This is a genomic window from Micromonospora sp. CNZ296 (assembly GCF_007827635.1).
The window spans coordinates 493653-509096 of the sequence record NZ_VISW01000002.1 but is presented as its reverse complement, the minus strand read 5'-3'; the positions used below and the strand labels follow the sequence as shown (position 1 = coordinate 509096).

The window sequence follows — 15444 nt, the reverse complement described above, 5'->3', positions numbered from 1 at the left end:
TTCATTCACAAGGGATCGCGTCACGGGTGAGGTCGGCGTGGTGGCGGGGTACGGCGGGCGCGGCCCCGCCGGGCGGCGGCGCGCATCGCGGCGCGGGCCAGTTCCGGCCGGTCGGCGGCCCCGTCGAGGCTGGCGGCGAGCGCCCGTACGGTCGGGTGGCGGAACAGGTCGAGCATGGTGATCGAGCGGCCGGTGGCCTCGGTGAGGCGGGCGTGCACGGCGGCCAGGGCCATCGAGTGGCCGCCGATGTCGAAGAAGTTGTCGCTCACGCCGACCGCGTCGCGGCCGAGCACGTCGCGCCAGATCCCGGCGATCAGCTCCTCGGTCGCGGTGAGCGCGTCCGACCCGGCGGGCAGCGGCGCGCGGGCCGGTTCGGCGGTGGCGACGCTCATCGCGCCGAGCGCCGCGACCCGTACCGCCGGGCGGGGCAGCTCGGGCGCGACCTCGGCGGCCGGGGCGTCCGGGTCGGCGGCGAGCGCGCCGACCAGGGCGGCCAGGTCGGCCAGCAGCGCTTCGATCCGCTCGCCCTCGAACAGGTCCGGGTTGTGCACCACCTCGACGCCGGCCCGCCCGTCGCGCTCCACCACGTAGACGGTCAGGTCGAACGGCGACCCGGGCTTCGGTACCGGCACCGGCTCGACGGCCAGGCCGGTCAGCGTCAGCCGGGGCGCGACGAAGTTGAGCACGTTGAACAGCACCTGCACCAGCGGGGCGCGGGAGGTGTCCCGGCCCACGCCGAGCGCCTCGACGATGCGTTCCAGTGGCGCGCCCGGGTGGGCGGTGACCTCGTGCAGTTCGGCGGCGGCCCGGTCGACCTGCTCGGCGAAGCTCGCGCCGCCGGAGCGGACCCGCACCGGCACGGTGTCGATGAAGAACCCGATCACCTCGTCGAACGCGGCCAGCCGCCGGTCGGCGACGATCGCGCCGAGCACGTGCTCGTCGCCGCCGGTGACGCGCCGCAGCAGCTCACCGAACGCGGCCAGCAGCACCGCCGCGACAGTGCTGCCGCGCGTCGCGGCCAGGTCGCGCACGGCCAGGTCGGCGGTCTCGTCCAGCCGTACCGCGGCCTCCGCGCCGGCGTACGTCTGCACGGCCGGGCGGGGACGGTCGCGGGGCAGGTCCAGCACCGTCGGCGCGCCGGCCAGGTGCGCGGTCCACCAGGCCAGGTCCGTCTCGCCCCGGCGCCGGTCCCGGTCGGCGCGCCACACCGCGTAGTCGGCGTACGTGGCGGGCAGCGGCGGGCGGCCCGGCACCGACCGGCCGAGCGCGCGGGCGTACGCGAGCGCCAGCTCGTCGTAGAGCAGCGCCTCGGACCAGCCGTCGAAGACCGCGTGGTGCACGGTCACCGCGAGCACGTGCTCCTCGGCGGCGAGCCGGAACACGGTCACCTGCCAGGGCGGGCCGGTGGCCAGGTCGAACGCGTGCCCGGCACCGGCCGCGAGCATGCCGGCCAGTTCGGCGTCCGGGTCGGCGGCGCCGGTCAGGTCGACCACCGGCACCGCCACGTCGGTGGGTTCCTCGCGGACCGCGTACGGCACCCCGCCGTTCTGCGGGATGCGCCAGCGCAGCACGTCGTGCCGTTCCGCCACGGCCCGCAGCGCGGCGCCGAGCGCGGTGACGTCCAGCGGCCCGCGCAGCCGGTGCGCGACGGCGATGTTGTACGGCGCGCTGGACGGGGCGAGCTGGTCCATGAACCACAGCCGCCGCTGCGGCGGGGACAGCGTCGGCGGATTGCCTGTGGTGAGCCCGTCGGCGTCGGCGGGGTCGGCGGCGCGGACCCGGTCCACGAGCGCGGCGAACGTGCGGTCGGCGAACAGCACCCGCGTGTCCACCTGCCGGCCCAGCTCCGCGCGCAGCGCGGCGACCAGCCGCATCGCGGCGACGGAGTTGCCGCCGGCGGCGAGGAAGTCGCTGTCCGGGGCGGGCGTGGCGCCGAGCAGCCGGGTCCAGACGCGCCGGACCCCCGCCGTCACCGGGTCGTCGTCGGCGGACGCGTCGGCCACGGCGGCCGGGGTGGCCGCGGCCAGCTCGCGCAGCGCCGGCCGGTCCAGCTTGCCGGTGGTCGCGCTGACCGGCAGCGCGTCCAGCCGCACCGTCCGGGCCGGCAGCATCGCGGTGGTCAGCCGCGGCGCGGCGTACGCCCGCAGCTCGTCGTCGTCGGGCGCGCCGGCCGGGGTGAGGAACGCCACCAGCTCGGCGCCGGCCGGGCCGGGTACCGCCTCCACCGCGACGCGCTCGACGCCCGGGTGGGCGGCGAGCACCGCCTCGATCTCGCCCAGCTCGATGCGCTGGCCGCGGACCTTCACCTGGCGGTCGGCGCGGCCGAGGTAGACGATCCGGCCGTCCGGGCCCTGCCGGACCAGGTCACCGGTGCGGTAGAGCCGCTCGCCGGGGACGTCGCCGAACGGGTCGGGCACGAACCGCTCGGCGGTCAGGCCGGGCCGGTTGAGGTAGCCATCGGCCAGGCCGGGCCCGCCGATCAGCAGTTCGCCGGTCTCCCCCGCCGGCACCGGACGCAGGTCGGCGTCGACCACGTACGCCCGGTGGTTGGGCAGCGGCCGGCCGATCGGCATCGGGTCGGTGTCGGCCGGGGTGAGGTCGCAGGTGACAGCCAGCACGGTGGTCTCGGTCGGGCCGTAGCCGTTGAGGAACCGGCGGCCGGGCGCCCAGCGGGCGGCCAGCTCGGCCGGGACCGCCTCGCCGCCGCAGAGCAGCACCCGCCACGACGGGAACCCGGCCGGGTCCAGCAGCGACAGCACGGTCGGGGTGATGAAGCCCCAGGTGACCTCGTGCTCGGCGACGAACCGGGCCAGCCGTACCGGGTCGGCCCGGTCGTCGGCGCCGAGCAGCTGCACCGCGCCGCCGAGCGTGAGCGGCACGAACAGGTCCATGGTGGCCGCGTCGAAGCCGAGCGAGGCGATGCCGAGGCTGCGGACCGACGCGTCGGCGCCGGTCAGCGCGCTCACGCCGGTGACGAACTCGACGGCGTTGCGGTGGGTGGTCAGCACGCCCTTCGGGCGGCCGGTGGAACCGGAGGTGAACAGCACGTACGCCGGGTCGCCGGGGCGGGCCGGGCAGGGCGCGAGCGGGGCCGGGCCGGGCAGGCCGAGCGCCGTCACGCCGGGCTCGTCGCCGAACTCGGCCGCCGCCGCGTCACCGACCACCACGCGTACGCCCGCGTCGCGGGCGATCCCGCGCAGCCGGGCCCGGGGGCCGCCCGGCTCCAGCGGCACGTACGCGGCGCCGGCGAGCAGCACGCCCACCACGGTGACCACCAGGTCGGGGGTACGCGCGCCGCACACGCCGACCCGGTCGCCCCGGCCGACGCCGTGCTCGCGCAGCGCGGCGGCCACCCCGGCGGCCCGGTCGACGAGCTGCCGGTAGGTGAGCCGGGTGTCCCACTGGCGCACCGCCACCGCGTCCGGGGTACGGGCCGCCTGCGCGGTGACCAGGTCGGCGAGGGTGGCGTCCGGCCACGGCAGGTCCGGGCCGTGGACGGCGCTGACGGTCAGGGTGTCGGTCACCGGAGTGCTCCAAGCTGCTCGGCCGGGTCGGTGATCTGGAGGCGCAGTTCGCTGACGTAACCGCGCCCCCGGGCGTCGGGCACCCACGCCTCGGTGGGTGCGGGCAGCAGTTCGGAGACCACCACCGGCACGTCCGGGCCGGTACGCAGCGCGGCGTCGACCATCGCGCACAGCGACTGCGCGTACAGCGGGCCGGTCAGGTCCACGTAGCAGGGCTTGATCTCGGTGCCGACCTTGACGAACACCCGCTCGGGCAGGCCGGTCTCGGCGCGCCAGCGGCGTACCGCCAGGTAGCGGGCGGTCTCGTCGGCGTGGCCGCCCAGCCCGCACGCCCCGGCCGTGGTACGCCAGGTACGCCGGGCCACGACCAGCCGGTCGATGGTGATGCGGGGCGTGTACGCGGCGGCGCCGAGCAGCTTGAACGCGTCCAGCAGCAGCGAGCCGAGCAGCGTGGCGAACACCTCCATCAGCGGCCAGCGGGCGCCGTCGGGGAAGACCGCGGTGAGCTGGTCCCCGGTGCGTTCGACCACCACGGCGGTGGCCGGAACCAGGCGGTCCACGTCGGCGCCGTGCGCGGTGTCGATGCCGAGCTGGCGGTCCGCCGGGCCGGTCAGCGCGTACGTGGTGCGGGTGGTGCGGCGGGGGAAGCTGTCCGGCCAGAGCACCCGCAGCCGGACCGGACCCAGGTCGGCGTCGAGGTCGGCGCGCAGCGCGGCCGGGTCCGGGTGGAACGGGCTGAGCACCGCGCTGTCGAACGCGACCGAGGCCGGGTGCAGCTCGCCGAGCACCAGCAGGAAGTCGCCGCGCTCGACGGCCTCCGGCGAGGCCGCACTGAGCTGCACGTCCGGGTTGTGCAGCCGGGCCGACGGCCAGCCGGGCCGCTCGGCCGGGAAGAGTTCCCGGGCCCGTTCGGTCAGGTCCGCGGCGCGCAGCCGCAGCTCCGCCTGCCCCTCGGGCAGGTCGGCCAGGCCGAACAGCTCGGCCCAGCGCGCGGTGAGGGTGGCGCCGGCCCGGCCGATCGGGCCGTCCGGGGCCACGAGCGTGCCCTGGGCCAGCAGCCACAGGTCGGCCAGCCGCACCGGGCCGTCGGCGGCCAGTTCCTCGTGCAGCTCGGTGAAGAGCTCGCCGCAGCGGGCGGCGACCTCGGTGGTGAACCAGCGGGCGGTACGCAGCACCACCGCCATCGGCTCGGCCAGCGCGTCGATCACCGCCGACCCGATCCGGAACTCCAGGTCGCGGGCGGTCTCCTCGTAGCAGACCGTGCGGGCGGCGTACATCTGTCCGCTGTGCCGGGTGGCCGGGCGGCCGGTGACGGCGGTGAACTCGGCGTTGAGCGCGGCGAGCGCGGCACCGAGCCGGTCCGGGTCGCCGGCCGCGGCGGTCACCTCGTCACGGGCGGCGCGGAGCCGGCCGAACTCGGCCGCCGTCGCGGCACGGACCGGCTCGTCGCCGATCGCGGCGATCCGCGCGGCGAGCACCTGCTCGGCGTCGGGCGCGATCGGCAGGTTGGCGCCCCAGTTGAGCCGCCCGCGCTCCACCCACCGGTCCAGCAGCAGGTAGACGTCGTCGGGACTGTGCACCTCACCGGCGTCGCAGAGCCGGTGCGCCAGCTCCAGCGCCGGGGTCCGCCCGTCGCAGGCGCCGAGCAGCAGCGCCTCGACCGGGGTCAACACGATCGGCGGGTGCAGCGGCGCCCGCAGTTCCCGTCCGGCGACGGTCAGGTGCGGTTGCAGGGCGGGTGCCCACCAGCGGCGGACCGCGAGGTCGTCGGCGAGCCGGTCGGCGTACGCGATGAGCGCCCACGCCTCGAAGTACACCCGCCGCCGGTGCACCAGCGCGGCGCCGGGCGCGGTGTGCACGCCGGGCCGGGTGGCGTCGAACGTGCCCCAGCAGACCGGGCCGAAGAAGCCGATCGTCTCGGCCTTGCCGCAGTAGCGCTGCCAGTAGCGCAGCAGGCTCAGCTCGCGCTTGCGGCGGCGGACGTTGCGGACCTGCGGGTCGGTGCGCAGCAGCCCGTCCAGCGCGATGAGCATGTCCGGGTTCTGCCAGGTCACCGCCTCGCGCAGCAGCGGGTCGGCGGCCAGCTCGCCGGCCACCGCGGAGGACTCGGCGAACGCGTCGCCCAGCGCCTTGCCGAACACCTCGGGGCCGGTGTCGCCGGCGAGCAGCGCGTCCGCGGCGGCGGCGCAGTCCGGCGCGGCGAACCGGTCCAGCCCGGCGGCCGGGAAACCGGCGGTACGCAGGACCACGTCCCGCCACACCGACCAGCCGGTGTCGCCCAGGGGCAGCAGATGGCTCACCGGTGGTCCTCCCGCCGGGCGTCGGTGATGTGCAGGCGCAGCTCGCTGAAGTAGCGGCGGCCCTGCCCGTCGGGCACCCACGCCTGCTCCGGTGCGGGCAGCATCTCGCTCACAGTGAACGACACGTCGTCGCCGCCGTCGACCCGGGCGGCGCGCACCATCGCGCACAGCGTGGTGGCGAACGCAGGCGCGGACAGGTCCACGAAGCACGGCTTGGTCTCGGTGCCGAGCTTGACGTACACCTGCTCGGGCAGGCCGAGGCGGCGCCGCCAGTCCCGGACGGCGAGGAAGCGGGCCCGCTCGCCGTCGGGCACGGCGAGGCCGCTCTCGCCCACCGTGGTCCGCCACGTCTGCCGGGCCAGCACCAGCCGGTCCACGGTGATCCGGGGCGTGTACGGCGCGGCGGCGACCAGCTTGAACCCGTCCACGGCGTGCGCGCTGAGCGGCTCGGCGAAGACCTCGACGAGCGGCCAGCGCTGCCCGTCCGAGGCGGTGGCGACCAGCTCGCCGTCCATCTCCTCGACGACCAGGTCGACTGTGGGCAGCACGCGGGCCGGGTCGGCGCCCGGGGCGTCGAGGAACGCCAGATGCCTGTCGGTCGGGCCGGTCAGCGACTCGGCGGTACGGCTGGTGCGCCGCGGCCAGTCGGCCGGGAACAGCAGCCGCACCCGCCGCTGCCCCATGTCCACCGCGAGCGCGTCGCGTAGCCGCTCCACGTCCGGGTGCGACGGGGTGAACACCGCGCAGTCGAACGACGACCAGGCGGCGTGCAGCTCACCGAGCACCACCGTGTAGTCGCCGCGCCGCAGCGCGTCCGCGTCGGTGGCACAGATCTGCAGGTCGGGGCTGTGCATGGCGGCGTTGGACCACCCCGGACCGTCGCCGGGGAACACGGCGTCGATCCGGCCGGCGAGGTCGGCCGCGCGCAGCCGTACGTCGGTGGTGCCGGCGGGCAGCGTGTCCAGGCCGAACAGTCCGGCCCACCGGGCCGCGAAGTCCGCCGCCACCGCGTCGACCGGCCGGTCCCCGTCGCCCCAGAACATCCCCTGGGCCAGGAACCACAGGTCGGCCAGCGGCACCGGGCCGCGGGACTCGGCGCGCAGCTCCTCGTACAGGCCGCGCAGCACGTCCAGGTAGGCGCGGGCGAGCGCGTTGGCCAGCCAGCGGGCGGCGCGCAGCAGCACGTCCAGCGGGGCGGCCAGCTCGGCCAGCAGCGGCGCGCCGAACACCACGTCCAGGTCCCGGGCGCTGTCCTCGTAGCAGACCGTGCGGCCGGCGTACATCTGTCCGGCCCGGCGCACCGCGGGCACGCCGGTCAGCTCGGTGAACGTGGCGTCCAGGGCGTCCAGGGCGGTCCGCAGCCGGTCCGCGTCGCCTGCCGCGGCGGCGACGTCGTCGCGGGCGGCGCGCAGCCGGTCGAACCCGGCGCGGGCGGCGGCGCGGGCCGGGTCGTCGCCGATCGCGTCGATACGGTCGGCCAGCACCCGCTCGGCGTCCGGGCTCACCGGCAGGGCCGCGTCCCAGGTGATCAGTTCCCGTTCGACCAGCCGGTCGAGCAGCGCGTAGCCGTCCTCCGGGCGGCGCAGCCCGATCGCCGGGTCGGCGACCAGGTCGGCGGCGGCGCGCCGGCCGTCGGCCGCGCGGAGCAGCGCGGCCTCGACCGGGGTCAGTGTCAGCGGCGGGCGGCCGGGCCGCAGCACGTCGCGGTCCCGGACGGCCAGGTGGGCCCGCAGCATCGGCGGCCACCACCGCCGCACCGCCAGGTCCGCGCCGATCCGTTCGGCGTACGCGGACAGCGCCCACGACTCGAACCACACCCAGCGCCGCCGGGTCAGGCTGTCGCCGGGGTTGACTCGGGCAACTTCCGGCTGCGCGGGATCGACAGTGACCCAGCAGCTGGGGCCGAAGAAGCCCACAGTCTCGTTCTTGCCGCAGTAGCGCTGCCAGTACTTCAGCAGCGCCCGTTCCCGGTCGCGGCGGCGCACGTTGCGGGCCGCGTCGGCGCCGCCGCGCACCAGCCCGTCGAACGCCACCAGCGCGCCCCGGTTCTGCCAGGTGACCGCCTCGCGCAGCAGCGGGTCGGCGGCCAGCTCGCTGAACCGCTGCGCGCCGGCGCGCAGCGCCTCCTCGAACTCCTTGGTGAACCGGTCCTCACCGGCGCCGGTGGCCAGCAGCTCGTCGGCCGCCGCGGCGGCCCGGGGCGCGGTGAACAGCTCCAGCCCGTCGGCCGGGAAACCGGTGGTCCGCAGCATCGCGTCGCGCCACACCGACCAGCCGGTGCCGCCGAGCGGAACCCGGTGCGCGGCGCCGGCGGTCCCGCGACCGGCGGCGCGCACCGGGTCCGGACCCGCGTCCGGTGTGCCGGGGCGGGTGTCGGTGGGCGCGGCGGTCAGGTCGGCCCGGATCAGCGCGGCCAGCTCGGTCAGCCGGTCGTGCAGGAAGAAGTGCCCGCCGTCCAGCTCGTGCAGGGTGAACCCGGCCGCGGTGTGCTCGGCCCAGGCGGCGCTCTGCTCCCGGCTGACCGCCCGGTCGGTGCGACCGGCGAACACGACGATCGGCACCGGCAGCGGCTCGCCCGGCACGTGGCGGTAGTCGTCGACCCGGCCGAAGTCGGCGCGCAGCAGCGGCAGCAGCAGTTCCACCAGCTCGGGGTGGTCGAGCAGTTCGGCGGGCAGGCCGCCGCCCTCGCCGAGGCGGCGCAGCAGCTCGTCGTCGCCGGCCCGGGACAGCCCGTCGAACGGGCCGGGCGTGGCGACGTGCGGGGCGCGCGCGCCGCCGACGTAGAGCCGCAGCGGCAGCGGGCGGCCGGTGCGGCGCAGCTCACGGACCACGTCGAAGCCGAGCCGTCCGCCCATCGAGTGGCCGTAGATCGCGTACGGGCGGTCGGCACGGGAGGCGATGGCGTCGGCCACCTCGGCGACGCTGAAGCGCGGGTCCTCGGTGATCCGGTTCTCCCGGCCGGGCAGTTGCACCGGCACCACGTCGACGCTCGGACCGAACTCGGCCGCCCAGCGCCGGAACGCGCTGGCGCCCGCTCCGGCGTAGGGCAGGCAGAACAACCGCACCGGCGCCTCGGGTCGGCTTCCGGCGGAGACGAACCAGTTCACCGCGGACCTTTCTGCACGGGGTCGATCCAGTGCCGGCGGCGCTGGAACGGGTAGGTGGGCAGTCCGGTGCGCCGGACCGTGCCCTCGGGGTGCAGCGCGTGCCAGTCGACGTCGCGCCCGGCGACCCACTCGGCGGCCGTCTCGCGCAGCGGGCCGCCGTCACCGGCGATGCGGGCGCCGGTGTCCAGCAGCACGTCCAGCGCGGAGAGCGCGGCCGGCAGGTCGGCGGCGACCACCGCCGCCCGGTGGGCGAACGCCCGCCGGCCCAGCGCCAGCGTGGCGGCCACGTCGGACAGTGCCGGGGCGGCCCCGGCGAGGTGGCTGCGCAGGCGGGCCAGCGCGGCCCGCAGCGCCGCCGGGGTACGCGCGGAGACCGGCAGCAGCCACGGTCGCCCGCCGGGCGGGTCGGCCGGCTCGGCGGGCGGCGGCTGTTCCACCACGACGTGCGCGTTGGTGCCGCCCAGGCCGAACGCGCTCACTCCGGCGACCCGGCGCGCGTCGTCCGGCCAGTCCCGCGCCTTGGTGGGCACGTAGAAGGGTCCGGCGGCCAGGTCGATCTCCGGGTGCGGGCGGGTGAAGTGCAGGTTCGGCGGGATCACCCCGTGCCGGACGGCCAGCACCGTCTTGATCAGCCCGGCGATGCCGGCCGCGGCGTCGAGGTGACCGATGTTGGTCTTCACCGAGCCGAGCGCTGTGGACTCGGCGGGCGCGGCGCCCGCGTACACCTCGTGCAGCGCGGCGACCTCGATGGCGTCGCCGAGGGGCGTACCGCTGCCGTGGCCCTCGACGAAGCGGACCTCGCCGGGTGCGACCTCGGCGGTGGCGAGCGCGTTCGCGACGGCGGCGGCCTGGCCGGCCGGGCCGGGTACGGCGAAGCCGGCCCGGTCCGGGCCGTCGTTGGTGACCGCCCAGCCCGGCAGGATCGCGTAGATGCGGTCGCCGTCGGCCTGCGCGTCGGAGAGCCGGCGCAACGCGACCACGCTCGCGCCGGAGCCGAAGCCGGAGCCGGCGGCGGCCTCGTCGAAGGCGCGGCACCGGCCGTCGGGCGAGGCGAGCCCGCCCGCCCGGTGCCGCGGCCACATCACCGTCGACCCGCCGGCCAGCGCCAGGTCGCACTGGTAGTCGGCGAGGCTCTGCGCGGCGACGCACACCGCGACGAGCGAGCTGGAGCAGGCGCTCTGCACGGCCATCGCCGGGCCGGTCAGGCCGAGCCGGTAGGCCACCTGCCCGGGCAGGTGGTCGGTGAACTGGCGGCCGACGAGCCGGGCCTCCCAGTCGTCCGGGTCGACGTCGCCGACCACCGCCGGGTTGTCCATGAGGTGGAACAGGAAGTAGCGGTTGGCCGAGGTGGCGGCGTAGACGCCGACCAGCCCGGGGAAGCGCGCCGGGTCGTGCCCGGCGTCCTCCAGGGCCTCCCAGGCGGTCTCCAGGAACAGCCGGTGCTGCGGGTCGGTACGGGCGGCCTCGTCGGCGCCGAAGCCGAAGAAGTCGGCGTCGAAGTCGGCCACCCCGTCGAGTCGGCCGGTGGCGCGGACGTGCCGGGGGTCCGCGCGCAGAGCGGGGCCGACACCGAGCGCGGCCAGCTCCTCGTCGGTGTGGTCGTGCACCGAGTCGACGCCGGTGCACAGGTTCCACCAGAACGTGGCCACGTCGGGCGCGCCGGGGAACCGCCCGGCGACGCCGACCACGGCGATCTCGTCGCCGGTGTACTCGCGTGCGGCGCGCACCGGCGCGGCGGGCGCGGGCAGCACCGGGGCGCGGACGGCCTCGGGCGGGGCGTCGAGCAGCGCCGCCTGGGTGGCGACGGTCGGATGGTCGAACAGGCGCAGCATCGGCAGGCGTACGCCGAACCGCTCGGCGAGGCGCTGCTGCACCTGGCCCAGCAGCAGCGACTGCCCGCCCACGTCGAAGAAGCTGGCGGTGCGGGCGACCGCGTCGCGGCCCAGCACCGCGCACCAGATGTCGTGCACGGCGCGTTCGGTGTCGGTGGCCGGGGCCTCCTCGGCGGGCACCTCGGTGACCGGGTCGGGCAGCGCCCGCTCGTCGACCTTGCCGGTGACGGTGAGCGGGAACTCGTCGACCACCACCACCGCGCGGGGCACGGCGTAGTCGGGCAGCGCGGCGGTCAGCGCCGCGCGCAGCGCCGCCGGTTCCGGGCGGGCGCCGGCCGGGCGGGCGTACGCGAGCAGCTCGCCGTCGCGCACGATCGCGCGCACGCCCGCCACGCCGGGCTGGGCGGACAGCACCGCTTCGATCTCGGTCAGCTCGACCCGGTGCCCGCGCACCTTGACCTGCCGGTCGAGCCGACCGAGGCAGACCAGTTCCCCGCCGGGCAGCAGCCGGCCCAGGTCACCGGTGCGGTACGACAGCAGCCCGTCGGCGTCGACGCCGAACCGGTCGCTGTCCTGGTTGAGGTAGCCGGGGGCGAGGTGGCGGCTGCGGACCACGATCTCGCCGGTGTCCGGGGCGAGGTCCAGCCGGTAGCCGGGGAACGCGACGCCCACCGGCAGCGGCCCGCGGGCATCAGGGTCCACCTCGGACAGCTGCTGCACGTGCCGGGCGGCGAACGTCATCTCGGTGGCGCCGTAGCCGTTGACGAGCACGCAGCCGGGGGCGAAGCGGTCCCGGCCGCGGGCCGCGTCGGCCCAGGTGGCCTGCTCGCCGCCGAGCAGCACCGCCCGCACCGTGGGCAGCCGGCGCGCGCCGAGCGTGTCGAGCAGGAAGCGGTAGACGGTGGGCGTGCAGTGCAGCACCGTGGCGCGGTGCCGGTCGAGCTGGTCGACGGCGTGCGCCAGCCCTTGGCGGCGCAGGTCGACTGGTACGACTGCGGCGCCGGTGAGCAGCGCCGGGTAGAGGTCGGGGATGGCGGCGTCGAAGCTGAACGACGCGAGCAGGCTGAGCCGGTCGTCCGGGCCGACGCCGAGCGCGGCGATCTGGTTGTCGACGACGTGGGCCAGGTTGCGGTGGGTCTGTCCGACCGCCTTGGGCACGCCTGTCGAGCCGGAGGTGAACAGCACGTACGCCAGCGCGTCCGGGTCGGCCGCGACCGGGCGCAGCGGGGCCGGCGGCGCCTCGTCCAGCGCTACGACCGGGCGCCCGGCGGCCAGTGTGGACGCCAGGTCGCGGTGCTCGGCGGCGCAGGCCACCGCGGTGACCCCGGCGGCGTCGACCATGTGGCGCAGCCGCGCGACCGGGAAGCCCGGGTCCAGCGGCACGTACGCGCATCCGGTCGCGAGGGCGCCGAGCATCGCCGCCACGGTGGGCGCACCGTGTGCGGTGAGCAGCGCGATCCGGTCTCCGGCGCGCAGGCCCGCGGCGGCGAACACGGCAGCGTGCCCGCCGGCCGATCCGGCCAGCTCGGTGTAGGTGACCTCGTGGGTCTCACCGAGAAGTGCCGGACGTCCGCCGTGTACCGCCGAGATCGCGCCGAAACGATTGATGATCATCGTCTCTGCCATGTCAGGAAGCGGGTTGCGCTCCACAGAGGGCAGGCAGGCAGCAATCGACGAATGTGATCATTGATCCCCCCCAGGACTTCACATTGGAAGCAGAATATGGCTCGATCCGTGCGCCGGAAGAGCGGCGATGAGGCTTGAGCCGAAGAGGGGACGGCACCTTGGAACCTCGGACGGAGGAATTCGTCCGATCATCCCTCTAGCGCGTAGACGTTTTTCAGCGTACGTGACAACCGACAAATTATTTTACGGTGAAAATACTTCCAGGCCGTGGAATCTTTCGCCGCGACGGCCTCGGTGCCGCAGCTCGACCCGGATCGCGGGGAGCCTGCTCAGACATCGTACGGCGGTCGTGGGATGGGGTCCACCATGGCGTCGAAGCCCTTCGGGAGCTGCGCGACGAGGTCGTGGAACTCCCCCACCGTCACCGTGTCGCGCAGCGTCGCGAGCACCGCGACGGCACCCACCTCGGCGACCGCCGGGTCCACCGCCGCGCGTTCGGCCACGCGGTACAGGAAGTCGACAGCGCCACCGGTGGTGGCGGTGCCGGCGGGCTCCAGATAGCCGCCCACGTCGTCCGGCAGCTGCGCGGCCAGGTCCGTCGTCTCGTCCGCGGTGATCCGGTCGGCGAGGGTCTGCAACACGGCACGGGAGACGGTCGCGGCCTCGTCAGCGGGCAACTCGGCCCGCCGCGCCACCGCCTCGACGAACAGGGGGAACCGCATCCCACCCCTCCCCTCGCCGCCGGCGGGCACCACGCCCACAGCGGTCGGCCCCGGCGGGTACCCGCCCCCACCCCGGCCAAACGCCCCACCCGCCGGGAGGCGGAAAAGCCGGAGGGCAGGTGGCCGGTCGCGTCGGTAGCATCCGCCCATGGCCCCCGTCACGACCCACCCCGGCGCCTGCCCGCTGGACTGCCCGGACACCTGCGTCTGGCAGCTCACAGTCGACGACGGCCGGGCGGTCGCGCTGCGCGGCGACCGCGACCACCCGTTCACCAGGGGCGCGCTCTGCGGCAAGGTGAACCGCTACCTGGGCGCGGTGAACGGGCCGGACCGGCTCACCACGCCCTGGGTCCGCACCGGCCCGAAGAGCACCGGCCGGGTCGCGTACCGGCCGGCGAGCTGGGACGAGGCCCTCGACCGGGTGGCCACCGGACTGCGCGCGAGCATCGAACGGGACGGACCGGAGTCGGTGCTGCCCTACTACTTCGCCGGCACGATGGGCCTGGTCCAGGGCTGGACCATGGGGCCCCGGCTCTTCGCCCACCTGGGCGCGTCCCGGCTGGACACCACCATCTGCACGGCGGCCGCGCGGGCGGCGCTGCGCTCGCTCTACGGCGCCTCGGTCGGCTTCGAACCGGAGTCGATCGTCGAGGCGAACCTGATCGTGCTCTGGGGCGCCAACCCGCTCGTCACCAACCTGCACCTGTGGCCGTTCGTGCAGCAGGCCCGCGAGCGCGGCGCGTACGTGGTGACGATCGACCCGCTGCGCACCGACACGGCGGCCCGCAGCGACGAGCACGTCGCGCCGCTACCAGGCACCGACGCGGCGCTCGCTCTCGGGCTGATGCGGCACGTCCGCGACGCCGGGGCGGCCGACGAGGCGTGGCTGGCCGCGCACACCACCGGCTGGCCGGAACTGCGCGCCCGGCTCGACGACTGGCCGGTGGAGCGGGCCGCCGCCGAGTGCGGCCTGCCGGCCGGGACGATCCGCCGTCTCGGTGAGCGGATCGCCACCACCCGGCCCACAGCGGTACGGGTCGGGCTGGGCCTGCAACGGCACCACGGCGCCGGGCAGGCGATCCGGGCGATCTGCGCGTTGCCGCTGGTCACCGGCGACTTCCGGTACCCCGGCGGCGGGGCGCTGGTGACCACCAGCGGCCACCACCGGGTCGACAACGGCCCGGTGATCCGGCCGGCCGGCATGCCCGCCCCGCCGGCCCGGTCGCTGAACATGAGCCGGCTGGCCGCGGTGCTCACCGGGGAGGCCGACCCGCCTGTCACCTCGCTGGTGGTGTTCAACGCCAACCCGGCGGCGACCGCCCCGGACCAGGCCCGGCTGCTGACCGGGCTCGGCCGCGCCGACCTGTTCACAGTGGTGCTGGAGCAGCGCTGGACCGACACCTGCGACTACGCCGACGTGGTGCTCCCGGCCACCATGCAGCCCGAGCACCTGGACCTCCAGACGTCCTACGGGCACCACTACACGACGCTGAACCTGCCGGTCACCCGCGCGCCGGGCGAGGCGCTGCCGAACACCGAGATCTTCCGGCGGATCGCCGCCGCGCTCGGGATCGACCACCCGGCGTTCCGGGACAGCGACGAGGACCTGGCCCGGCAGTTGCTGGCCGACGCCCCGATCACGTACGAGGAGCTGCGCGAGCGCACGTACGCCCGGCTCACCGGCGTGCCGGTGGGTTCCGCGCCGTACGCCGAGGGTGGTTTCCCCACCCCGGACGGGCGGGCCCGGCTGCACGACCCGGCGCTGGCCACGCTCGGGGTGGACCCGCTGCCCGGATACACGCCACCGGCCGAGGCGGCCGACCCGGAGCTGGCCCGCCGGTTCCCGCTGACGCTGCTCACCCCGGCCAACCGTTACCTGATGAACTCCACGTTCGCGTCGCTGCCGTGGCACACCCGCCGCGCCGGGCCGCCCCTGGTGCACCTGCACCCGGACGACGCGGCGGCGCGCGGGCTCGCCGACGGCGACGCGGTACGGGTGCACAACGACAGGGGCGCGTTCCTCGCCGCGGTGGCGGTGGACGAGGCGACCCGGCCGGGGTGCGCGTTCACGTACAAGGCGTACTGGGCGCGACGCAGCCCGGGGCGGTCCACCGTCAACGCGGTCACCGGCGTCCGGGACACCGACCTGGGCGAGGCGCCCACGTTCCACGACTGCCGGGTGGAGGTCGAGCCGGTGCCGGCCGAGTTGCTGACCGCCGAGCCGCCCCTCGACGAGGTCGCGGAGCCCGTCGCGGCTGGGTGATTCGGGACCTCCGGCCCCCTGACCTGGTCTTTGCGCCCCTGCTCCGGCCCGTCGCCGCCGCCTAGCGTCG

6 protein-coding genes are annotated in these 15444 nt (G+C 76.2%); 1 reads left to right on the top strand and 5 read right to left on the bottom strand.

The window, feature by feature from the left end; translation table 11 throughout:
* Window positions 1-20: 20 nt before the first annotated feature.
* The 5 genes from FB455_RS05110 to FB455_RS05090 form a co-directional block, all read right to left on the bottom strand.
* On the bottom strand, window positions 21-3524 hold the full coding sequence (locus tag FB455_RS05110; RefSeq protein ID WP_145752448.1) for a non-ribosomal peptide synthetase: 3504 nt from the start codon (window positions 3522-3524) through the stop codon (window positions 21-23).
* Window positions 3521-5824: a lantibiotic dehydratase gene (locus FB455_RS05105; protein ID WP_071095328.1), complete on the bottom strand. Its 2304-nt coding sequence runs from the start codon at window positions 5822-5824 to the stop codon at window positions 3521-3523. Before FB455_RS05105 ends, FB455_RS05110 begins: the two co-directional genes overlap by 4 nt.
* Window positions 5821-8931 carry a thioesterase domain-containing protein gene (locus FB455_RS05100; protein WP_145752446.1) on the bottom strand — a complete coding sequence of 1037 codons (3111 nt, stop codon included), beginning with the start codon at window positions 8929-8931 and terminating at the stop codon, window positions 5821-5823. Before FB455_RS05100 ends, FB455_RS05105 begins: the two co-directional genes overlap by 4 nt.
* Window positions 8928-12389 carry an AMP-binding protein gene (locus FB455_RS05095; protein ID WP_145752444.1) on the bottom strand — a complete coding sequence of 1154 codons (3462 nt, stop codon included), beginning with the start codon at window positions 12387-12389 and terminating at the stop codon, window positions 8928-8930. Before FB455_RS05095 ends, FB455_RS05100 begins: the two co-directional genes overlap by 4 nt.
* Before the next feature lie 329 nt (window positions 12390-12718).
* Window positions 12719-13111 carry a DUF2267 domain-containing protein gene (locus FB455_RS05090; protein WP_013285943.1) on the bottom strand — a complete coding sequence of 131 codons (393 nt, stop codon included), beginning with the start codon at window positions 13109-13111 and terminating at the stop codon, window positions 12719-12721.
* 148 nt (window positions 13112-13259) lie between these two features.
* Here FB455_RS05090 and FB455_RS05085 point away from each other — a divergent pair, with 148 nt between their 5' ends.
* Complete coding sequence (locus FB455_RS05085; protein WP_145752442.1) at window positions 13260-15374, top strand: molybdopterin-dependent oxidoreductase; 2115 nt, start codon at window positions 13260-13262, stop codon at window positions 15372-15374.
* The last annotated feature ends 70 nt before the right edge of the window (window positions 15375-15444 follow it).

Coding starts and splice junctions, on each gene's coding strand:
- FB455_RS05095 (WP_145752444.1), bottom strand. CDS start 12,389: ATGGCAGAGACGATGATCATCAATCGTTTCGGCGCGATCTCGGCGGTA.
- FB455_RS05090 (WP_013285943.1), bottom strand. CDS start 13,111: ATGCGGTTCCCCCTGTTCGTCGAGGCGGTGGCGCGGCGGGCCGAGTTG.
- FB455_RS05085 (WP_145752442.1), top strand. CDS start 13,260: ATGGCCCCCGTCACGACCCACCCCGGCGCCTGCCCGCTGGACTGCCCG.